Annotated in this window: 19 protein-coding genes; 1 reads left to right on the top strand and 18 read right to left on the bottom strand. The window is 33.6% G+C overall.

Annotated elements, in window-relative coordinates:
* The first annotated feature begins 30 nt into the window (after positions 1 to 30).
* The gene (locus tag K6343_01320; GenBank protein ID MEF3244616.1) at positions 31 to 1,605 is read left to right on the top strand and encodes a hypothetical protein; all 1,575 of its coding nucleotides are present in this window, start codon (positions 31 to 33) and stop codon (positions 1,603 to 1,605) included.
* Here K6343_01320 and K6343_01315 read toward each other — a convergent pair.
* From K6343_01315 to K6343_01230, 18 genes are all read right to left on the bottom strand, one after another.
* Positions 1,602 to 3,638 carry a 3'-5' exoribonuclease gene (locus K6343_01315; protein MEF3244615.1) on the bottom strand — a complete coding sequence of 679 codons (2,037 nt, stop codon included), beginning with the start codon at positions 3,636 to 3,638 and terminating at the stop codon, positions 1,602 to 1,604. The two genes, K6343_01320 and K6343_01315, sit on opposite strands and share 4 nt — an antisense overlap.
* Positions 3,635 to 5,977 (bottom strand): endonuclease MutS2, encoded by a 2,343-nt coding sequence (locus tag K6343_01310; protein MEF3244614.1) that lies wholly within the window; start codon positions 5,975 to 5,977, stop codon positions 3,635 to 3,637. The genes K6343_01315 and K6343_01310 overlap by 4 nt, the downstream gene beginning before the upstream one ends.
* A complete protein-coding gene (locus K6343_01305; GenBank protein MEF3244613.1) occupies positions 5,953 to 7,623 on the bottom strand; it encodes a PHP domain-containing protein in 1,671 nt (556 codons plus the stop codon). The genes K6343_01310 and K6343_01305 overlap by 25 nt, the downstream gene beginning before the upstream one ends.
* A complete protein-coding gene (gene pheT, locus K6343_01300; protein MEF3244612.1) occupies positions 7,620 to 10,019 on the bottom strand; it encodes a phenylalanine--tRNA ligase subunit beta in 2,400 nt (799 codons plus the stop codon). Before pheT ends, K6343_01305 begins: the two co-directional genes overlap by 4 nt.
* 9 nt (positions 10,020 to 10,028) lie before the next feature.
* Positions 10,029 to 11,045, bottom strand: coding sequence for a phenylalanine--tRNA ligase subunit alpha (gene pheS, locus K6343_01295; GenBank protein ID MEF3244611.1), 1,017 nt, complete (start codon positions 11,043 to 11,045; stop codon positions 10,029 to 10,031).
* 115 nt (positions 11,046 to 11,160) lie between these two features.
* Positions 11,161 to 12,687, bottom strand: a complete 1,527-nt coding sequence (locus K6343_01290; GenBank protein ID MEF3244610.1) for an SLC13 family permease — start codon at positions 12,685 to 12,687, stop codon at positions 11,161 to 11,163.
* Complete coding sequence (locus K6343_01285; protein MEF3244609.1) at positions 12,680 to 13,219, bottom strand: 2-oxoacid:acceptor oxidoreductase family protein; 540 nt, start codon at positions 13,217 to 13,219, stop codon at positions 12,680 to 12,682. Before K6343_01285 ends, K6343_01290 begins: the two co-directional genes overlap by 8 nt.
* Positions 13,216 to 14,022, bottom strand: coding sequence for a 2-oxoacid:ferredoxin oxidoreductase subunit beta (locus K6343_01280; GenBank protein MEF3244608.1), 807 nt, complete (start codon positions 14,020 to 14,022; stop codon positions 13,216 to 13,218). The genes K6343_01285 and K6343_01280 overlap by 4 nt, the downstream gene beginning before the upstream one ends.
* Complete coding sequence (locus K6343_01275; protein ID MEF3244607.1) at positions 14,001 to 15,110, bottom strand: 2-oxoacid:acceptor oxidoreductase subunit alpha; 1,110 nt, start codon at positions 15,108 to 15,110, stop codon at positions 14,001 to 14,003. The genes K6343_01280 and K6343_01275 overlap by 22 nt, the downstream gene beginning before the upstream one ends.
* Positions 15,107 to 15,310 (bottom strand): 4Fe-4S binding protein, encoded by a 204-nt coding sequence (locus K6343_01270; protein ID MEF3244606.1) that lies wholly within the window; start codon positions 15,308 to 15,310, stop codon positions 15,107 to 15,109. Before K6343_01270 ends, K6343_01275 begins: the two co-directional genes overlap by 4 nt.
* Positions 15,311 to 16,177 (bottom strand): succinate--CoA ligase subunit alpha, encoded by an 867-nt coding sequence (gene sucD / locus K6343_01265; GenBank protein MEF3244605.1) that lies wholly within the window; start codon positions 16,175 to 16,177, stop codon positions 15,311 to 15,313.
* 5 nt (positions 16,178 to 16,182) lie between these two features.
* On the bottom strand, positions 16,183 to 17,319 hold the full coding sequence (sucC, locus tag K6343_01260; protein ID MEF3244604.1) for an ADP-forming succinate--CoA ligase subunit beta: 1,137 nt from the start codon (positions 17,317 to 17,319) through the stop codon (positions 16,183 to 16,185).
* Positions 17,316 to 17,951, bottom strand: a complete 636-nt coding sequence (locus K6343_01255) for a PAS domain-containing protein (GenBank protein MEF3244603.1) — start codon at positions 17,949 to 17,951, stop codon at positions 17,316 to 17,318. Before K6343_01255 ends, sucC begins: the two co-directional genes overlap by 4 nt.
* Before the next feature lie 67 nt (positions 17,952 to 18,018).
* A complete protein-coding gene (locus K6343_01250; protein MEF3244602.1) occupies positions 18,019 to 19,161 on the bottom strand; it encodes an FAD-binding oxidoreductase in 1,143 nt (380 codons plus the stop codon).
* Positions 19,162 to 19,203: 42 nt separating this feature from the next.
* The gene (locus K6343_01245) at positions 19,204 to 19,470 is read right to left on the bottom strand and encodes a (2Fe-2S)-binding protein (GenBank protein ID MEF3244601.1); all 267 of its coding nucleotides are present in this window, start codon (positions 19,468 to 19,470) and stop codon (positions 19,204 to 19,206) included.
* Positions 19,463 to 19,954, bottom strand: coding sequence for a 4Fe-4S binding protein (locus K6343_01240; GenBank protein ID MEF3244600.1), 492 nt, complete (start codon positions 19,952 to 19,954; stop codon positions 19,463 to 19,465). Before K6343_01240 ends, K6343_01245 begins: the two co-directional genes overlap by 8 nt.
* Complete coding sequence (locus K6343_01235) at positions 19,947 to 21,347, bottom strand: FAD-dependent oxidoreductase (protein ID MEF3244599.1); 1,401 nt, start codon at positions 21,345 to 21,347, stop codon at positions 19,947 to 19,949. Before K6343_01235 ends, K6343_01240 begins: the two co-directional genes overlap by 8 nt.
* Positions 21,348 to 21,389: 42 nt before the next feature.
* Complete coding sequence (locus tag K6343_01230; protein MEF3244598.1) at positions 21,390 to 21,767, bottom strand: metallopeptidase family protein; 378 nt, start codon at positions 21,765 to 21,767, stop codon at positions 21,390 to 21,392.
* Positions 21,768 to 21,830: the final 63 nt, after the last annotated feature.

Here is a 21,830-nt window from a genome sequence, read left to right as displayed (position 1 = left end):
TTTTGTTTATCTGATATAATAAAAGTTGCTATGGGTAAAAAATTAATGGAAATAGAACATCCAGTCTATCCTTATACCTGCGCAATTGTTAATAACCAGTTAATGGGTTTTCTTGATGAAGTAGAAGAAATTAAAAGCATAGAACTTCTTCCGGTAACATTAGGAGAGGGAAGAAGAACATTTGAAAGAAGTATTGCATTCCTTGCAACAGTTGCAATAAAAAGAATTTCACCCAAAAGCAGATTAAATATCATGCACTCAATTGGTGATGCTCTGTATGGAGAAATTGAAAATCCCATAGATAACATTTTTCCAAAACTAAAAGAGGAAATCTACAGATTAGTTAGTGAAAATAAACCCATTAACAAAATTGAACTTACAAAAGAAACTGCGATTAGAAAATTAGAAAAAGAACAACGAGTTGAAGATATAAGAACAATAGAGTTCTTAGCAAAAGATCTTATTTCGCTCTATGAACTTGAGGGAATATACATTTATTTTGCAGGGCCAATTGTGCCTTATACTGGGATGTTAAAGGTTTTTGAAATCATAGAGGCAGACGGAGGAATACTATTTTTACTTCCAGACAGGAAAAACCCAAATAGTGTAAGCACATTACAAAGCTACCAAAAACTGCTTGAAGCATTCAATGAAGGCAAAAAATGGGCAAATTTACTTGAAGTAAGAACTGTAGGAGAATTAAACAAAAGTATCATAAACGGAAAAATTTCAAACATTATAAAAATTCAAGAAGCACTTCACGAGAAAAAAATTTCAAATATTGCAGAAACAATTCTTTCAAGGAATGCAAGAGTAATTTTAATTGCTGGGCCAAGCTCTTCGGGTAAAACAACGTTTGCAAAAAAATTAGAAATACATCTACGAGTGCTTGGCTTAAAACCATTTGTGATCTCAACCGATAATTACTTTATTGACAGAGATAAAACGCCTTTAGATGAAAATGGAAATCCGAACTTTGATGCTCTTGAAGCAACAGATTCTAAATTACTAGAGACACATATTAACAAACTTCTACAAGATGAAAGTGCTGAAATACCAAAATATAACTTCATAACCGGGAAAAGGGAAAAATGGAAAACAATAAGACTTGAAAAAAACGGCATTTTAATAATAGAAGGCATACATGCTTTAAACCCAGTGCTTACAGAAAATGTGCAAGGAAACGCACTGTTTAAGATCTATGTATCTGCCTTATCACAATTGAATATTGACAATATAAATAGAATTCCAACAAGAGATACAAGATTAATAAGAAGAATAGTAAGAGATGCTCATTTTAGAGGAATCTCTCCTCAAGATAATTTAAGAAGATGGAAAGATGTTGTATCCTCCGAGGAAAAATACATCTTTCCATATCAAGAAAACGCTGACGTTATGTTTAATTCTGCTTTAATTTACGAACTTGCAGTGTTAAAAAATTTTGCTGAAATCCCGTTAAGAGCGGTAGAATACACAGAAAAGGAATATGCAGAGGCCTTAAGACTTTTGAATTTCCTTTCTCATGTACTTCCATACACTCCTGATGAAATTCCACCTACCTCAATTTTAAGAGAATTCATTGGTAAAAGCTCATTCAAATACTAAGATTCGAGGAATTTTCTAACAAAGTTTGATAGATTCGCTTTTTTCTCAATGAAAATGGGTACATTCAAAAAAAGGTCATTAACCTTTGATAAAAATCGTTTATCTTTAAACCTACCATCAAAATACACTAAGACAGTTTTTTCTTTTTTATTTATGTTATCAAGGACAAAATTCTTCGCATACAATATTGCATAATCTTCACTTAAATTAGCAACGTTAAACGGCAATTTAAATAGGTAAACTATTTTATATTCACCAATTTTAGGAAATTCATAAGAAGCAAATGTGGCAATCTTATTTTCGTTTTTGATTGCTTCATCAATCCAACTGTATTTTTTTGCAAGCTCCAATTTCATGTTTTTAAGCTGAACTTTATTTTCAAATACAAAAAGAGCAGGTTTAATATGAGATAAACTTTCAAAACTATCAAGAAACTCCTCAAAAAACTCATCTACATTGGGAGAGTGTATATACACTGGAACTATTTCAAGAGTCTTATAAGTTCCGTTATCTTTTGTAAACAACTCTTCCTTAAGAGAAGTGAAGTCTTCTAAAATATTTTTACCGTTATAAGTTAATCTATTGCTCAAAAAATAAACATTGGAGTTATTTTTTATATTAGAAAAAATCTTTTTTGGTTCTTTTTCACTTATTGTAATTGATCTTTGTTTCGAACTAATATCAAATGCTTTTTCGTGCATGTTTGTGTTTAGAAAATCGTCTTCGAAAAGTTTTAAGACATTAGAATTGGTTGAATTCCTTGGGTCTTCAAAAAGAGCCGACAGATGTCCTTTTAAATTTTCATCCAATTCAGCAATCATATTGATATCATTTTCGGAATAAACCATTTTCTCAGTGTAGAATACTTTTGGCAAGCGATAAGCTTCAAAAAAGATAACTGAATCAAATTTAAGACTTAAAAAGAGATTATACACAAAAAGAAAAGTAGACATTTTCGTTAAAACAACATCACTATCCTTTATTAGATCTAGCTTCTCCATTAGAGGGCACTTATCTTTAAGTTGACAATTCTTTGTATTACATATAGAAATATTTTTCAATACTCTGTTCTTTAAAATATGATTTGGCGCGTTTTTTAAAAGAAAGTCTTTTGTTTTTATTAAGTAAGAAGTAAGAATGGCAAAATCCATTCTAAGATCTAATGGAATCCTGTTGGGATTCTGTAAATAATTAAAAAATCTATGCAAACAAATGAAATTTTCTAAACCTGTTGCATCAAAAATTTTTAACTTTGGGAAACTTGAAATGATCTGCTCTTTAACCCCTTCAGAGTAAAAGACAATTAGAGTAAAACCGGATTTATCTATTAAGGATAAAATTTTACCAATGTCACCTTCTATATAATGGGTCTTTTTTTCTTGATTGGCATTAACTTCTTTAAAAGGCAGAGTAAGAACAGGCTCGTTCCTCTTTAATTCAATTAAATCTAAACTATCTATATCAACATCAGCAAAAAGAAAATCAAATTCTCTTGCATCCCCAATTATCCTTTTTAATTTACCAAGGTCGTCTTTTGGAAAATTTTTCTTCTCTTCAATGATTTTTTTAAACACTTCATAGAGCATTAAAGCATCATTAAAGGCCCTATGGGCTTTTTCGCTTTTAATCTTAAAAGTTGAAACGAGCTTTTCAAGACTGTGAGACTGTAATTCAGGAAACATCAAACGAGCAAGTTCCAATGTATCTATTACCCTATTTTTAACGGGCTCTCCAAAAAAGTTTTCAAGGAAAGCCTTATCAAATGAAGCATTATGGGCAACCAATACCGCATCCTCAATAAAATCGCTAAATGCTTTTTTGACATCTTCTTTATCCTGCGCTTTGTTAAGATCTTCTTGAGTTATCCCTGTGAGATTAGAGATAAAATGAGGCAAGGTTTTTGTAGACTTTACAAGAGTTTTAAATGTTGAAACACTTTCCCAATTGATGACTTTTATAGCACCAATCTCAATAACTTCGTCTTCTTCTACTCTTAAACCAGTTGTCTCTAAATCAAAAAACACAAATTTCATTTAAAGAATACTATAGTGGTCCCAGTTCCACCTTCTGATATCGTTCCAAGTTCAAAACGTGAAACCCTTTTATCCTTTCTTAAGAATTCAAAAACCGCTTCTCTTAAAGCACCAGTTCCCTTGCCATGGATTATATAAACATACGGCATTCCATTAAGATATGCTTTATCAAGGTATTTATCAAGAGCTTCAAGAGCCTCTTCCACTGTATAACCATGCAAATCTAACATAATGGGTAGACTCTCATCAAATAATTCTTTAAATTTGGTTTTCTCGGTATTTCGGACAACTTGATCCTTAGATACAAGTTGAACGTCAGAAGTCTTCAGTGTCGCCCTAATAGCACCCATTTGCACAACTAATTTGCCTTCTTCACGCTTAACCTGTAAAACAAGCCCTGTAGCCTTAAAAGATGGCACAAAAACAATATCACCTTCTTTAACTTCACCTTTATTAACTTGCTTTACTTCTTCAAAAACCTCTTCTTTTTCTTCCAAAGATTGCTCTTCTTCTTTTATTGCTTTTTTCATTTCTTGAATTTCTTTTTGGGATTTAATATAATTGTCAAGATTATCTAAAATTTTTGCCATCTTTTCTTTAGTAGCATCAATTATTTTTTGGGCTTCATCATATGCTTTTCTTAACTCCAAGCGCTTCTTTTCTTCAAGTTCTTTCAATTTCGCTTCATAAATTTCTTTTAATTTAGTTGCCTCTAATTTTGCCTGTTCTATTTCCTTTCTTTCGCCTTCTATAGCACGGTTTTCTTGATGCATTTTATTTATGATACTGTTTCTTTCAACAAAATCAGAAGGAAGTTCATTTTTTGCAAACTCTAAAACCTTACCATCTAATCCGAGCCGCTCTGCAATTACAAAGGCATGGCTTTCTCCAGGTAGACCTATGTAAAGTTTATAGATTGGAGAAAGAGTCTCTAAATCAAAACCAACTGAAGCATTCATTGCCTTAGGATATACATAAGGAAATTCCTTTAATTTACTGTGGTGAGTTGTAACAATGGTGATACATCCTTTGTCATATAAATCTTTTAGAATTGCATAACCTAAGGCAGCACCTTCCTCAGGGTCTGTTCCTGCACCTAACTCATCTAACAAAACAAGGTCTTTATCTCCTGAAAATTTAAGGATATTTACAATTTTTGACATATGAGAAGAGAATGTTGAAAGATTCTGCTCTACACTCTGCTCATCTCCTATATCTGCATAGATATTTTCAAATTTTCCTATCCTTGAATTAGACAAAGCAGGGATATGTAATCCAGACAACGCCATTACTGAAAGTAAACCCGCAGTTTTTAAAGTAACTGTCTTGCCCCCTGTGTTTGGACCAGTAATGATAAGCACTTTATAACCTTTCCCAATTTCTAAATCAATTGGAACAACTTTATCTCCAGGAATAAAAGGATTTCTTGCCTCGTATAACTCCAAAACAGGTTCTTCCTCGATAATAGGCTCAAAGGCTTTAAGTTCAAGCGAAAGCTTTGCTTTTGCAAAAATAAAATCTAAAGTGTATATAACTGCAAGTGATTTTTCTACTTGGTCAATTTTATTTCTAATTTTTTCTTCCAGTTCAAGTATTATTTTTTCTTCTTCCTCTCTTTCCTTTGAAAACAATTCAACAAGCCTATTATTCAATTCCACAACTGCCATTGGCTCAACATAAAGTGTGAGTTTACTTCCTGACTCTCCTTGCACAACGTAGGAAAAACCTGGCTTTGAATTTTGTCTTATGGGGATCACATAACGATCATTTCTTTTCGTAATTATCTTATCTTGAATAACATCTTCATTTTCTCTTGAATAAAGAATTTCCTGAAGAATTGATTGAATACGTAAATACGTTGTCCTTATTTCTCTTCTTATAATTGAAAGAAAAGGGGTTGCATCATCTACAATTTTGCCATCACCTGAAATCACCCGTCTTATAGCTTTTACAATTTCATCAAAACGATACAATTGTGATGTGTATTTGGACAATTCAGGATATACATCTGAATAGCTTGCGCCTATTTCCTTTATTTCAGAAAATACCAATAGCAAATCTGATATTTTTAATAGTTCATAGGTGGTAAGTAATGATAGCACTTTTATTCTTTCAAATAGTGGTTCAACATCCACAAATTCTGAAAAAGGCAAATCCCCTTCCTTTTGTAAGAAATTTTTTGCGGCAGTTGTCTCTTTTAAAGCAGTTCTAATTTCGTCAACATTTGAAAGTGGGGATAAATCCATTACTTTACTCTTACCGCCAGAAGTTATAGCTGACTTTTCCAATTTTTGAATGATTTTATAAAAATCTATTACTCTAAGTGAGTCTTTATCCATCTTACGTTCCTTATATCATTATAACAAAAAGTATTTAAAACTTCTTCTTTTTTAACCCATGCCCTTTTTAAAATTTTAATACCATATTTCATAAAATTTAAATGTCCTACACTATGCGCATCTGTGCCAACTGAAAAATACTTCACGTGAGATCTTTTTGCCTGCTTTATAAGGCCAGAACTCAAATCCATTCTATTCGGGAAGAGATTTATTTCAAGAGCCACTGCCTTTTTAGAAGCAACTTCAAAAATTTCTTCTAAATTAATTGGTATACTTCTTCTTATAAAGACTATGCGGTTCGTTGGATGCGCCAAAGTATCAACAAGGCCACTATTTAAAGCCTTTTTTATTCTGTATGTATTTTCAAAACTTGAATTACTGAACTTATGCAACCCTCCTACGACAAAATCAAACTTATCAAAGAAATCTTCTTCTATGTCAACACTTCCATTTTCTTTTATCTCTGCTTCAATTCCTTTTAAAAGGAACGGAGGGTCACCAAAACTATTTAGTCTATCAATAACTTCAAACTCTCTACGTAGCAATGCCTCATCTAAACCATTTGCAATTCTTAAAGACTTAGAGTGGTCTGTAATTGCAATAAATTCGTAATTAAGGTATCGGGCTTCTTCTTTTATTTCGGCAATAGTGGAGTTTCCATCGGAAAAATTTGAATGGACATGCAAGTCACCTTTTATATCACTTATATCGACAATATTGGGCGAAGAATTGTTTAAGGCAAAATCGATTTCTTCTTCTCCCTCCCTAACTTCGGGTGGGATGTAGGCAAGTGTTAACTTCTCATAAAATTCCTTCTCCGAATTTGCTTCAAGTAAAACCATTCCGGATTTTGCAATTCCATAACCTTTTGTAGATGCAACCTCCTGGATAAACCTATTATGCTGCTTTGAGCCTGTATAGTATTGAAGTCCGGAATAAAAATATCTCTCTGGAAGATAGTAAAACTTAAGTTTAAATGAGTTCTCATCCTTAAAAGTTATGAGGTTCCCTTTTATAGATACGAGCGTTAAATTAAAAGAAGGAATAAGAAAATTTATAAGGGCATGTTTATCAAAAGAGAATATAAAATCGATATTATCAACAACTTCCTTACCCCTCCTAACACTTCCAACCACTTCAATTTTCCCAAGATGCTGGGTTTCCGTCTTTATAGCATTTGCATAAGCACAAGCAAAAAATAAACTTAGTTCTTTTTGTTTTCCCTCAAAATAGAAAAGTGCCCTTCGAAGATGTTCTTCAAACTTTTCTCCAAATTTTCTCTTTACTAAACCATCTTTTAACATTCTTTCAAGATCAGAAACTGAGTCAATGTTTAAAAATCGGTAAATATTTAAAACATCACTCACTCTCAATGAAGGAATTTTTGCAAGATTCCTAAGTGTTTTAGGTGTTCTATACTCAAGGAGTTCCTTCTTAGGAGAATAACCCCTAATAATTATATTATCGATTTCATCTTTAACGCTTTCGGGAAAAAAATTTAGACTCCCGTAATTCCCAATAGGATAATCTAAAGCAAGTATAGTTAAATAAGCGTTCTCAAACTGTAGAGCGCTTTTAAAGTCTCCGTTAATTTCAAGCAAAACCTTTAGTTCATTTAATTCATTTGCTATTCTAAAATTATTCATTGCCTTCTTAGAACACCACTTACCTTATCTATTAAACTCTTTTCTATCTTAAGTATGTAATTATCAACTTCCTCACTTGTTAACGTTTTTTCAAATGAGACAAACTCAAGCGAGTAAGCTAAACTCTTTTTATCTTTAGGCAAAGGATCTCCTTCATAAACATCAAAAAGCACAATATTTTTTAGTTCACTAATAAAAGCTGACCTAATCACATCACGAACCTTAATCTCTTCTATGTCTTTATCGACTAAAATTGCAATGTCTCTTTTGACAGATGGATATATGGAAAATTGAGTAAACTTTTTCTCTAAAGAACTATTATTCAATAACTTTTGAACATCTAACTCACAATAATATGCATTTTGGAGAGTATTGGGGTGTATCTCACCTAAAAACCCAATAGGATCATCGTTTACTTTAATAACAGCGCTCCTATAAGGATGCAAATACGGGTAAGATTGTTTTTCAAATCTTGTCGGGATTTTTAATTCATCAAAAAGATCTTCTAAGATGCCTTTTAAGTAGAAAAAGTCGTAGTGTAGAGTTTTCTTATAAGGATTCTTAAGGATGTAATCACCTATAAGAAAAATAGAAAGATTGAACTTTTCTTTGAAACTATTTTCCTTATAAAACACCTTACCTATCTCAAAAATACCAAAATCTTTAATATTAACATTGATATTCCTCGTTGCAACTTCTAACAAAGTTACCAATAGACTCGGCCTTAAATATGCCATATCTTCCGTTAATGGATTTAAAATCTTAATTGTTTTCTCTTCATCAAATAGCATATACTTAGATAACATTGCCGAGCTAACAAGTGTCGATGTAATAACTTCATTAAGGCCGTAAGATAATAAGAAATTTCTCAAGAATGAATTAAAATCTTGAATTTTTTCAATACTTCCGCTCTTAAGATTAGAAACAATTGGAGTCTCCTTGAATTCATTATAACCTCTTATTCTTGCAATTTCTTCTATTAGGTCCTCTTCTATAGCAATATCCTGCCTAAAAGTTGGGGCATACACTGTAAATGTATTGTTAACTTCGTTAAATATATAGTCAAAACCTTCAATTTCGAAATATTTCTTTATTTCTTCTACTTTAACTTCATCACCGAGTAAACTCACAGCCTTTGAAACTCTCAAATTAATACCTTTCTTTGGATCTCTTAAATCATGTATACTATCCTTAAATAAAATACCGCCTGCCTCTTCTAATATCATTTTAGAAGCAACGTTAGAAGCATGCGGTGTAAAATCAGGGTCAACACCTTTTTCAAACAATGAAGATGCATCTGTAATAAGCCCCAAGGATCTTGAACTTACTGCTATTACAGAAGGAACAAAGTAAGCAGATTCAAGAAAAACATTCTTCGTTTCACTAGTAACTTCGGTATATTTACCCCCAATTACCCCAGCTAACGCAACAGCATTGACACTATCTGCAATCAAAAGATTTCTTTCACTTAGGATTCTTTCAACCCCATCAAGCGTTTTAATTTTTTCTCCGTCTCTTGCACGGCGTACAAAAATACCACCCTCGAGTTTATCAAAATCAAAAGCATGGAGTGGTTGTCCATACATTTTCAAGACATAGTTGGTAATATCAACAATATTATTAATAGGACGTACGCCTAACTTATAGAGTTTTGTTCTCAAGTTATAAGAAGAGTTTTTAATTTTAACATTTTTGATCAATCTACCAGAGTAAAACTTCGCACAATCGGTATCAACAATTTTAACTTCAAAAGGCGTATTTGGAAGGTTTTCTTCAAGTTGAATTTTTGGTTGCAGTTTTTCAAAATTTGCTTTTCTTCCCTCTTCTTTTGCAAGGATAATTTCTACCCATCTTGCAATACCTAAAACATTAAAGGCATCAGCTCTGTCAGGTAGTAAAGAAAATTCAAGATAAAAATCTTCAACAGGAAATACATCATCAAAATTTTTAAACAAAGGTGTATCTTCGGGAAGAATTAGTATTCCGTCTTTTTCTTGATTTGATAAAAATTCACTTTCAAGTCCAAGTTCATTATAGGAGCAGAGCATACCTTGGGATAAAATATCACCAAAGTATTTTTCCTCAATAACTCTACCATCTGAAATTCTTGCACCGACCATTGCATAAGGGACTACATCATATTTCTTAACATTCGTTGCAGCGGTTATAACTGTTTTTGTTTCGTTTTCTGACACAAGAAGATCTACTTTAAAAAGTTTTGTTCCACTAATAGGTGTTACATCTAAAACTTTTGCAGTGATAACTTTATCAAACTTCTTATCAACGTGTTCAACATGCTCAACCTCAAGCCCCAAATGGGTAAATTTCGTAGCAAGCTCGTTTGGTGAATAACTAAAATCTATTAAGTCTTTCAAAAGTCTATACGAAACTAACATCTTACCCCCCTAAAATTGTTTAAGAAATCTTAAATCATTTTGATAAAAGTACCTTATATCTGGGATACCATACTTTACCATTGCAATTCTCTCTATACCCCAACCAAAAGCAAATCCTTGGAACTCATCAGGGTCAATCCCTACATTCTTAAAAACATTTGGATGAACCATCCCTGAGCCACCCATTTCAAGAAAGCCAGTGTACTTACAAACTGGACAACCTTTACCCCCACACATCACGCAAGAGATAGAGGTTTCAGAACCTGGTTCAACAAAAGGAAAATAAGAAGGGGTAAATCGAATACGGGTACTTTCACCAAACATCTTTTTTGAAAACTCACTTAACGTTGCTTTTAAGTTAGCAAAAGAAATTCCTTTATCAACAACGAGCCCCTCAACCTGGTGGAATTGTGGTGAATGGGAACTATCAAGTGCATCTCTTCTATAGCATCGCCCAATTGCAATCATTCTTATTGGAGGTTTTAATTTCTCCATGGAGCGAATCTGCATAGGAGAAGTTTGTGTTCTTAAAAGAATTTTTTTTGCTAAATAGAAGGTGTCCTGCATATCTCTTGCAGGATGATGTTCGGGAATATTCAGCGCTTCAAAGTTGTAATAATCGTCTTCGATATCAGGCCCAGAAAAGACATCAAATCCCATAGAAACAAAAATTGATTTTACTTCCTCTATTACTTTTGTTAAAACATGAATACTCCCTCTTTGAAAATGTAATCCAGGTAGAGTAATATCTATTTTTTCGTTTAAAAGTTTAAGATCCGCTAATGAACTCTCAAGCTGTGCTTTTTTACTTTCAATAGATGATTCAATAATATTCCTAAGGTTATTTACTTTTTCGCCAAATTCTTTACGCTTTTCTTCAGGGAGTTCTCTAATTTTTTTATAAAAATCCTGCACAATGCCTTTTTTACCAAGATACTCTATTTCTATCTTTTTTAATTCAGAAAGATCTTTAATATTTTCAATTTTTTCAAAAAACTGCTTTTCAATATCTTCACTAAATTCCATAAATTACCTCCTTATCTTTAAATTTTAACATTCTAAAAAGAAAAGTCAATAAAAGATAGTAAAGAAAAATAAAAAATCCCCCCATAAAGGGGGAAAATAAAAAATTAATCTTTAACTAATAAGGCATATTTGCAATATTCAAAAGCGGAATACCAATAAAATACATGTAAAAAACAAGTATGATTAATCCAAAAATACCAATAGTTAAACCTGCTTTTAACATGTCTTTAACCTCTACATGTCCACCAGTCATCACAACAACGTTTGGTGGAGTTGAGGCAGGTAGAGAAAACGCAAGTGAAATTGCAAAAGTCGTTGGTAACATTACCAAATACGGATGAATTTTTGCTGCAATCGCAATAGAACCTGCTATGGGCATAAAAATTGATGTTGCTGAAGTATGGGAAGTGAACTGGGCAATTAAAAATCCTGTTCCACCTACAATAAATATCACCAGTAAAAGATTTGCGTGTTCTAAGAATGTTAATTTAGCACCAACGAACTCTGGTATCTTTGTTGCAATCACGGCATCTGCTAATGCAAGTCCACCACCAAAAATTAAAATTATATCCCACGGAAGGTTTTTAATGGATTCTGCCTTTAAAACCGTTTCAAATTTCTTAACATCCACAGGAATAATATAGAGAAGGAGTGCTGCAAATATTGCAATAGTAGAATCATGCACAAATTTCCCAACGTTGAGAAGTGTTGACCAACCCTTTAAAGTAAATGAACCAAAATTAATATCGACTCTGAAAATCCATAACAAGACTGTAATAATAAAAACGACAGCAACTATTATTTCTTTCTTACTCATTTTGCCAAGCTTCTGCAATTCTTTTCTAAAAATCTCTTTACTTTCTTTTAAACCAGTAAACCCTGGCTTAAAAAACACAGAAGTTAGCATAAACCAAGTAAATGGAAGGAAGAAAATTATAAAAAGTGTACCAAACTTTGAAAAATCAAAGAAAGTTAAAGTTGGTGCTTTTGGGAACATTTGTTTTGCAATACTCATAAATATAATATTTGGAGGCGTCCCTATTGGTGTTCCCATACCTCCTATGCTTGCAGCAAAAGCAATTCCAAGCATCAGTGCCGTTGCAAATGCAAAACGGCCTGCTTCAGTATCAACCGGAAGATTTTCTTTCTTTATTGAGGTTTTATAAAATTCTATTATTGATAGTGCTATTGGTAGAGCCATTATTGTTGCAGTGGTATTAGAAATCCACATCGAAATAAAACCAACGGCAATCATTATAGAAAGTATGATTTTCTTAGGTGAAGTCCCCAGTAAATTTACCAAACCTAAGGAAAACCTTACATGAAGCCCTGATTCTTCAAGTGCTTCAGAGATAAAAAAACCACCAACAAACAACATAATCTCTTGAGACATGTAGGCTTTTGCAATTTCTTTTGCATCTACAACTTTAAAAAGTGGGAAGATAACCAAAGGGAGAAGTGACGTAATAGAAAGTGGGACCGCATCTGTTGCCCACCAAATTGCCATCCATAAAAGTAGGCCAATTGTAATTTTTGCACCTACCTCCATCCCTGTAGGGGTTTTTAGTAAAAAAACAATAATAAAAGCTATTAACCCAGCAAAAAAACCAATTTTCTGCGATAATTTCTTACCTTTACCCATTTTTACCTCCAATTCCTATTTTATAACCCGCGTATAAAGCCTCAATATTCTTTTGAACACCTTCCTTGAAATGATTTTTAATTGTCTCTGTAAGTGCATTAAGACTCACAACATCTGTTAAGCCACTTATTATACCAAGGGCAACAATATTAGATGAAATTCTTTTATTGGTTATATTCAAAGCAATATCAGTGATAGAAAATACATAATTATTAAGACTCTCATTTATTCTCTTCACATAAAAATTATCAACGATGATCAAGGTAGTTGGCTTTATTTGTTTACTAAAAGTATCGTATGATTCCTGAGTTAAGATAAGCATAACATCAGGCAAACGCACTTCTGGAAAATAAATTTCCGAATCAGAAATAATCACATCAGCTTTTGAGATTTCCCCTCTTGCTGCAGCACCATAAACCTGTGATTGAAGAACATTTTTTTGGTCGTATATACCTGCTGCCTCGGCAAGAAGGATACTTGCAAGAATAATACCTTGCCCACCAGAACCTGCAAGTCTTATCTCCGTTTTCATTTTTTCACCTTCTTCACAAGTTCATAATAAGAACTTACAAATTCGGGTCTTTCTATATTCACAAACTCACCAACAACAATTCCGTCGTTAGATTCTACTGATTTGACCTTTGAAAATGGAATAGATTTATCCTTAAAGAACTTTACATACTCTGCAGGATCTCCTAAATTATTTCTTCTTCCATATTCTGTAACACAAGAAGAAACAGCTTCAATGAGTGAAAATCCTTTATGAAGCAATCCGTTTAAGATGTATTTTTCAAGCATTAGTGGATTTCCAATCGTTTCTCTTGCAACATAGGTTGCGCCTGCTGAAATTGCAAGGTAAGAAATATTCATTGGTTCTTCAATATGACCGTAAGGTGTAGTTGTAGTAAAAGAATCTTCTGGAGTTGTAGGAGAAAACTGCCCACCTGTCATGCCATAAACAAAGTTGTTAAACACGATTACAGTTAAGTCAATATTTCTCTTTGCTGCATGAATAAAATGGTTTCCACCAATTGCAGCAAGATCACCATCTCCTGTTGCAACTATAACTTGTAAATCAGGATTGGCAAGCTTTATACCTGTTGCAAAGGCGAGGGGACGTCCATGCAACGTATGGAGTGTATTAAAATTAACATAACCTGAAGACCTACCCGCGCAACCAATTCCAGACACAAAGACAATTTTTTCTTTATCAATTTTTGAGCGTTCAATTGCTCGAAGTATTGCAGATAAAACAATACCATTACCACAACCTGCACACCAAATATGCGGTAATTTATTGACACGTAAGTTATCTAAAGAGATTTCAGTATACATGATTCTATCTCCTCTGGAGAAATAATCTCTCCGTTTTCTTTTCCATAAAACTCTACCTTCTTTTTAACGATCCTTTCTACTTCAAGCACATATTGACCAAGATTCATTTCGAACACAAAAACTTTCCTGTTTAAGGCAAGGTCTGCAATAATCTTTTCTGATGATGGCCATATGGTAATTGGCCTAAATAAACCAACCTTAACACCTTTTTCTCTAAGTTCTAAAATTGCTTCTTTTGCACTTCTTGCAACAACCCCATAAGAAACTATCAAAATATCAGCATCTTCAACCAAAAACGTTTCATAAAGAAAAATTTCATCCAGGTGGTTTAATATTTTCCTTTGAAGCCTCTCCATAAGCCTCTCAGTTTTTACAGGATCAGATGTTGGAAAACCAGTATCATCATGCGTAAGACCAGTTATGTGAAAACGATACCCTTCTCCAAAATTGGCAAGAGGTGGAACCTCATATCTTGAATCAAACGGTAAATAATCTTCTTTAGGTGCCTCTGGTTTTTTTCTTTCAAAAACTATATGAGAATCTTCAACTGTTATCTTTTCTCTCATATGTCCGATTACTTCATCAGAAATGAATATTACGGGAACTCTGTATTTTTCAGAAAAGTTAAATGCCGTAAAAATTAAATCATAAGATTCTTTAACAGAAGAAGGATAAAGCGCTATTATAGGATGACTTCCATGCGTCCCCCAACGAGCTTGCATGATATCACCTTGGGAAGGATACGTAGGAATACCGGTTGATGGACCAACACGCTGGACGTCAACTACAACGATAGGAATTTCGGAAAAACTAGCAAAGCCAATGCCTTCTTGCATAAGAGAAAAACCAGGTCCAGACGTTGCTGTCATTGCCTTTGATCCTGCAAGGGAAGCACCTATTATTGCACCAATACTTCCAAGTTCGTCTTCCATTTGGATAAACGCTCCACCTATCTCAGGAAGGAGCTTCGACATTCTTTCGGCAAGGTCGGTTGAAGGAGTTATTGGATAACCAGCAAAAAACCTACAGCCAGCCTTAATTGCGCCAATTGCAACTGCTTCGTTTCCAGACATTAAACGCTCTTTCATACTGTTATCCCCTTTTTAACTATTATTGCAAAATCCGGGCAGTACAGTTCACACATGCCACATCCAATACATTTTTCTTCATTTTCAACTTCTACTTTAAAGTCTTCATTAATTCTTAGAATCTTTACAGGGCAAACAGATACACAAATTCCACAACCTTTACAGTAATCTTTATTCACTATTACTTTGTTTTTACCCATTTACATCACGTCCTTTAAAAGCTTTACAATTTCGTTAGGAATATTTGCAACCTTAATTCCTTTTGATTCAAGATAGGCAATTTTCTCATCAGCGGTGCGTGTCCCTGCCTGGACTATTGCTCCAGCATGCCCCATTCTTTTTCCAGGAGGAGATGCCCTACCTGCAATAAATGAAACTACTGGTTTATTAAAATGCTTTTCAATGTAATCGGCTGCATCTTCCTCGTCAGATCCACCTATCTCGCCAACCAATACTACGGCTTTAGTTTCTTCATCTTTTTCAAATTCTTTAAGGATATCTATAAACTTCGTTCCTATTACGGGATCGCCCCCAATCCCAACAGCAGTGGATACTCCAAGACCAGAATCGCTAATGTGTTTAACAATTTCGTAAGTTAAAGTTCCCGATCGTGAAATCACGCCAACAATTCCTTTTTTAAAGATCGAGTGCGGCATTATCCCAACCTTCGATTTGCCAACTGAAATTATTCCAGGACAGTTTGGACCAATAACCCTTACCCCCTTTAAATTTGCAAACTCATTAACTTTTATCATATCTTGAACAGGTAATCCTTCTGTAATGGTAACAACAAGTTTAATACCTGCGTTAATTGCTTCATACATTGCATCAACTGCAAATTTTGCAGGAACAAAAATAATTGAAGTATCAGCTTGAACGGATTTAACGGCTTCTTCAACAGAATTAAAAACAGGGATATCAAAAACATATTCTCCACCTTTAAAAGGAGTAACACCAGCAACAACTTTAGTACCGTAGTCTTTCATTGATTTTGTGTGAAATGACCCATCACGGCCAGTAATTCCTTGAACAATAACCCTCGTTTCTTCACCAATAAGTATGCTCATAGCATTTACCCCCTATTTGCTAATTCAACAACTTTACTTACACCATCAACCATACTATCAACATAAATTAGCGGAGTATTTTCAAGAATTTTTTTAGCAATATCTTCGTTCGTTCCTGTAAGTCTTACAACTATTGGGATTTCTACTTTAACTTTTTTAATAGCGTCTAAAAGACCATTTGCAACATCATCACATCTAGTAATTCCACCAAAAATATTTATAAGAATTGCTTTCACATTTTTATCCCTTAAAATCATCTCTATGGCACTTGCAACTTTCTCAGGATTTGAAGAACCTCCGATATCTAAAAAGTTAGCAGGAGATCCACCAAAAAGTTTAACTAAGTCCATCGTTGCCATGGCAAGTCCTGCACCGTTAACCAGACAACCAATAGAACCATTGAGTTTGATATAAGTAAAGCCTTTTGATTTTGCCTCAATTTCAAGTTTTTCCTCTTCTGTTAACTCTCTCATTGCTTCAATTTCTGGATGCCTAAAAAGTGCATTATCATCAACTACAATTTTTGCATCAAGTGCAATGACAGAGCCATCAGAAACAAGTGCAAGAGGGTTTATCTCAACAAGGTTTGCATCAATACTAACATAAAGCCTAAATAATTGTTCAAGTATTGTAGATATCTTACTTGCAACATCCCTATCAGATGTCAAAAACATAGAAGCGTTTTTAGCTTGATATGAGAACATTCCAAGAAGTGGATCTAATGGCATTTTTAGTATCTTTTCGGGGTCGTTTTTGGCTACCTCTTCAATTTCTACTCCACCTTCATTAGATACAATAAGCACATTTCTCTTACTTGACCTATCCACAGTAAAGCCTACGTAGAATTCTTTTTTAATTTGGACTGCCTTTGCAATTAAAACCTTGTTCACCTTAAGTCCCTTTATCTCCATCGAGAGGATATTACTTGTCTTCTCTTTGAGTTCTTCTTCATTACTTGCAATTTTTACTCCACCTGATTTACCACGGCCACCTGCAAGAACCTGTGCCTTTACTACTACAGGATAACCTAGTATTTTAGCTATACTCAACGCTTCTTCCATACTACTTGCAACACTTCCATCCACAACAGGAATACCAAATTTCTTAAAAAGTTCCCTTGATTGATACTCTTGTAAATTCATTTCTCACTCTCCTTTTTTAATTTTCTTAAATAAGAATACACAGTGTAGATTGAAATATTTAGTTTAGAGGCTACATACGGAACTGCATTTTTAAATGTAAAAAAATTATCCTCGTAAAGGTATTTAATTAAAGAAAAATTATCAACCCTACCGTTAGCAAACTTTGATGATACTGTAGAATAAGTTTCGGTAAATATTTCCTCTAAAGAATGTTTTTTAACTTGTTTTATAAAGATTTCCTTATTATCACTTCTGAATTTCAAAAAATTATCTACGAATTTAAGAATATTTTCAAAATTGGTAAGATCCATATTAAGACATAAAAGACCTATGAGCTTACCCTTTTTATTTCTTATTGCAATTGTTATTGAGCGAAGATTCTTCCTCTTAGGTGAAAAACTCTTATAAGGACCAAAGTAATCTAAACCATTTTCAAGTTTTTTTATGATTACTTTTCCTGCCTCAGTTAAGGAATCGCCAACTTTTCTTCCGGTAATATGGCCATTTTCTATTGCAATAATATCTGATTTATCATTAGTAATAGCATGCAAAACTATTTCAATATTTGGACCCAAAAAGTCCGCAAGTGCCTTTATAACATTTTTGTAACTATCTAAGATTTCCTCATCCATCTTCTTTAATCTTACAAAATTTTGTTATAAAATTATACAAAAAATTTGAGAATTTTCAAAAAAATTTTTATCCTATTACGGCTTTTTCTTGAATTAGCATTCCCTTTTCAAATCTATCAAGCGTAAGGTGGTTTGCTTCTTCAAGGAAAAACATACCATGCGTAATGTAGTGAGCAAGAAGTTTGCCTACAATTGGCCCTAACATGAAACCATGCCCAGAGTAGCCTGTCCCTATAAAGACATTCTTGAATGGTGTTGGTCCTAAAATGGGATGTTTATCAGGAGAAACAACATAAAAGCCCGACCAGTGCCTCATTAACCTTACAGAGGAAAGTTTAGGAAATACATTATTTAATTCATTTGAAAACTTCTGTAAAAAATTGTAAGTAAGGGTAAGATCATCTGTTTCTTCTTCGTTAGTATCTGTGCCACCAATAATTCTTCCCCTGTAGGTTTGTGTAAAATAAAGACTTCTATCTACAACCATCGGAGAAAGAAAAATTTTCAATGGTTCACTAACAACGATCTCATGTCTATAATTTTTAACAGGTATATCAAAACCAAGTTTATTTGCAAGACTTTTTGTAGCATATCCTGCTGCAATTAGTAAATTATCTAAAGTATACTCATCTTTATCGGTTTTAACTGAAATAACTCTGTCTGATACTTTGTTAAATTCAACAACACTCTCATAATCAAAAATATCAACGCCATGACTTTCAAGGAACGTATCTAAAGAATCTAACACATCCTGCGGATACGCTGAGCCATCTGATGGACACCAAGAAGCTCCAGAAACTCCCTCAAGATTGATATCAGGGACTATTTCTTTTATTTCATCTTTGGAAATAATTCTACTATCAACGCCAAAAAGGTTCTGTAAAGCAACATACTTTCTATACTCATTAACTTCTTCTTCGCTTCTAAGAAGCCAAAGGTAGCCTCCTTGCCTAAAATGGATGGGTTTTGGCAAAACTTCTTCCCATAAGCGCCAAATTTTTACAGATTCCCTCATAAGGACAATGTGCTCTTTGGTAGTAAACTGTTGCCTTATACCTGTGCCACAACGTCCAGTAGAACCAGAGCCAATGTATTCTTTTTCTATAATAGCAATTTTTCTAACTCCATTTTTAACAAGGTAGTATGCTGTTGCTAAACCAATAATTCCGCCGCCAACAACTACAACATCATAACTTTTCACTTTTTTCACTACCCCCTTTCAAAATCTATTTATATAAAATTCACAAAGTACTCATTTTTTAGGATCTTTTAAAAAAATACCAAAAGGAACCGGTGTTTCAGGAGGGCGAATAGTTATATTGCTGGGAAACTTGCCACTAAGTTCGTAAAGTATCTTTTGTAAAAGTGGTATGCAGGTTTTCCCTTGGCAAGGGCCAGTGCCTATTTTTAAATACCTTCTTAAGGATTCAATATCCTTATAGCCTTCATTGAACGCTCTTACAATTTCTTCGTAGGTAACATCTTCACAACGACAAATAATAACGTTCTTCTTATCCATTCTTCACCCCTATATTTCTTACTTCATAAATTAAAGACTTTTCTTTAAAGGAGACAGTAATTAAAGAAGAATACGTATTTTTTTCAACTTGTTTGACTCTTTTCACAATACCCGTCCCTACTCTTTTACCAGTTCTATCCAATAAATACACTTCGTCTAATACCTTTGGTAAAGGTAACATCTCATAAGGCAAAGTAATTTCGTAAGAATCTTTGTTTTTAAAAACTAAAAATAGGGCAAGCCCTGGGCAAACCTGAACACATTTTCCACACCCGATACACTGTTTATAATTTATAATAGGGATAGAACTTATGTCTTCCATTGTAATTGCCTTAGTAGGACAAGATGAAACACAAGGGTTGCATGGTATCTCCTGCACACACTCACTTATTGCAACAGGATGCACTGAAAACTCGTCTTCACTTGGAAAACTATGAATAATGTCTGATACCTCAAGATATCCTTTTTCTAAGTAATTACTCATAAGTCACCTCCTTTAAACCTTGTAGTATCTTTTTAGAAAAAGGAGTGCTTCTTAATTTTGCAAGGTCCAATTCCAATTCTCTTTTCTCTTTCTCAACATCAAAACCAAGTTTTTCAAGAATTGATAAAGAGGCAAGTTTACCTTCAAGCATTGCAGTAGAAGCTTCCTCAATACCTCCCACATCTCCTGCTATATAAAAATTTTTTACACTTGTTTCTAATTCATTACTTCTTAAAGGCACATATCCTCCCAAAGAAGGTATGTATTTCATTTCACATCCAGCTTGCGCTAAAAGTTGATAAGAAGGCTGAAGGCCTACCGACAACAAAATTGCATCAACATCTATTTCAAACTCTTTTGAAGTTTCATTAAAATTCTCATCAAGTTCAACTAAGATTGCCTTTTCTACTTTATCGGTTCCAACTGCTTTCTTAATGGTAGTTCTTGTATATATGGGAACTCCAAAACGAGTAAGCTTCGCTGCGTGCACAAAATAACCTCCAATTTTATCGCTTGCTTCAACAACTGCCTTAACATTTATACCTGCTTGCAATAACTGGTAAGAAACAATTAAGCCCACATTCCCTGCTCCAACCATTAAAACATTCGTGCCAACTTTAATACCATAAACATTAACAAGTGTCTGTGCTGCACCTGCACCCATAACATTCGGAAGATCATTTCCTTCAAAAGGAATCATCTTTTCCGATGCACCTGTTGCAAAAACTACAAACTTTGGAAATATCTTTAATAGTTCATTGTCCTTAAAGGCAAGAAAAACATTTTCCTTCGGATAAAAGGCAAAAAGAGTTGTGTTAGTAAAATAATCTACATGCAATGAGTTTAACTCTTTGACCAATGCATTTGCAATCTCTATTCCACGTGTTCCTGCTTTTTCCTTTTGTGAACCAAAAAATTTATGAGTCTGCTTAATGAGTTGCCCACCTAAATTCGGATTTTGTTCGATAAGAAGAACGTCAACTCCTTTTTCCTTAAGAGTAATAGAAGCCATAAGTCCAGCAGGACCTGAGCCAATTACTAATACGGTTGGGTAATACTCATTTTCGCTTTTTAAAAATTCGGTTGTTTTTGGTAAATCTCCTAGACCGTTTTGCCTTTTAACCCTCATGCCCTCCTGAACATTAAGGATACATGTTCTAACATTTGGAATTCCGTTTACTTCCATTAAACAAGAAGAACATTTTCCAATTGCACAAAAAAGACCTCTTGGTCTATGTAATTTAGGACTGTAAGAAAAAACATTTATCCCATTTCTGTATAGCGCCATTGCTACTGTCTCTTGAGGATACGCTTCAATGGGATTGTCTTCGAAAAAGAACGTGATTTTGTTTTTCCTTTCAAAATGAAGTATAGGATGTTCAAAAATCTCCATAGCCCACCACCTTTCTCCATGCCAAAATATTATAAAAAGAGTTTAATAAACACCAAGCCTACGTAAATCTTCCTCTCCTAATCCAAAATAATGCCCTATTTCATGCAAAAGGACTTTCCTAACCTTTGTTTCAAAAGAAATACCTTCCGCTCTTGATACCCTCAAAATAGGTTCAATAAAGATATGGATTCTATCAGGTAAAACCCAATTGTAATTTGCGCCTCTTTTGTTTAGAGGAATACCCACATAGAGACCAAAGGGAATACTATTAGTTAAATGAAGTTCATTAAGAAAGTTTCTTGAAGGAAAGTCTTCGATTATAAACTCAACATTTTTAAGATTGTTTTTAAAATCGTTAGGTAAAGAATTAATTACGTCCTTAACTATTTTTTTTACAACTAAAAAGACGTCATTTTCCACAAGAGATTATAATTGAATTGTAGGTAAAATCATAGAAAAAAGTTTGAAACCAAAATACATAAG

This window comes from Caldisericaceae bacterium, from assembly GCA_036574215.1.
Lineage (GTDB): Bacteria > Caldisericota > Caldisericia > Caldisericales > Caldisericaceae > Caldisericum.
Note: the sequence above shows the minus strand (reverse complement) of the source record. Positions and strands in the feature narration are given on the sequence as shown.

Bases quoted from the DNA above. Each gene is read 5' to 3' on its own strand.
- K6343_01280 (MEF3244608.1), bottom strand. From the start codon at position 14,022: ATGTATACTGAAATCTCTTTAGATAACTTACGTGTCAATAAATTACCG.
- sucD (MEF3244605.1), bottom strand. From the start codon at position 16,177: ATGAGCATACTTATTGGTGAAGAAACGAGGGTTATTGTTCAAGGAATT.
- pheT (MEF3244612.1), bottom strand. From the start codon at position 10,019: ATGTTAGTTTCGTATAGACTTTTGAAAGACTTAATAGATTTTAGTTAT.
- K6343_01315 (MEF3244615.1), bottom strand. From the start codon at position 3,638: ATGAAATTTGTGTTTTTTGATTTAGAGACAACTGGTTTAAGAGTAGAA.
- K6343_01270 (MEF3244606.1), bottom strand. From the start codon at position 15,310: ATGGGTAAAAACAAAGTAATAGTGAATAAAGATTACTGTAAAGGTTGT.
- K6343_01240 (MEF3244600.1), bottom strand. From the start codon at position 19,954: ATGAGTAATTACTTAGAAAAAGGATATCTTGAGGTATCAGACATTATT.
- K6343_01290 (MEF3244610.1), bottom strand. From the start codon at position 12,687: ATGGGTAAAGGTAAGAAATTATCGCAGAAAATTGGTTTTTTTGCTGGG.
- sucC (MEF3244604.1), bottom strand. From the start codon at position 17,319: ATGAATTTACAAGAGTATCAATCAAGGGAACTTTTTAAGAAATTTGGT.
- K6343_01255 (MEF3244603.1), bottom strand. From the start codon at position 17,951: ATGGATGAGGAAATCTTAGATAGTTACAAAAATGTTATAAAGGCACTT.
- K6343_01285 (MEF3244609.1), bottom strand. From the start codon at position 13,219: ATGAAAACGGAGATAAGACTTGCAGGTTCTGGTGGGCAAGGTATTATT.
- K6343_01245 (MEF3244601.1), bottom strand. From the start codon at position 19,470: ATGGATAAGAAGAACGTTATTATTTGTCGTTGTGAAGATGTTACCTAC.
- K6343_01310 (MEF3244614.1), bottom strand. From the start codon at position 5,977: ATGGATAAAGACTCACTTAGAGTAATAGATTTTTATAAAATCATTCAA.
- pheS (MEF3244611.1), bottom strand. From the start codon at position 11,045: ATGGAATTTAGTGAAGATATTGAAAAGCAGTTTTTTGAAAAAATTGAA.
- K6343_01320 (MEF3244616.1), top strand. From the start codon at position 31: ATGGGTAAAAAATTAATGGAAATAGAACATCCAGTCTATCCTTATACC.
- K6343_01235 (MEF3244599.1), bottom strand. From the start codon at position 21,347: ATGGAGATTTTTGAACATCCTATACTTCATTTTGAAAGGAAAAACAAA.
- K6343_01305 (MEF3244613.1), bottom strand. From the start codon at position 7,623: ATGAATAATTTTAGAATAGCAAATGAATTAAATGAACTAAAGGTTTTG.
- K6343_01275 (MEF3244607.1), bottom strand. From the start codon at position 15,110: ATGAAAGAGCGTTTAATGTCTGGAAACGAAGCAGTTGCAATTGGCGCA.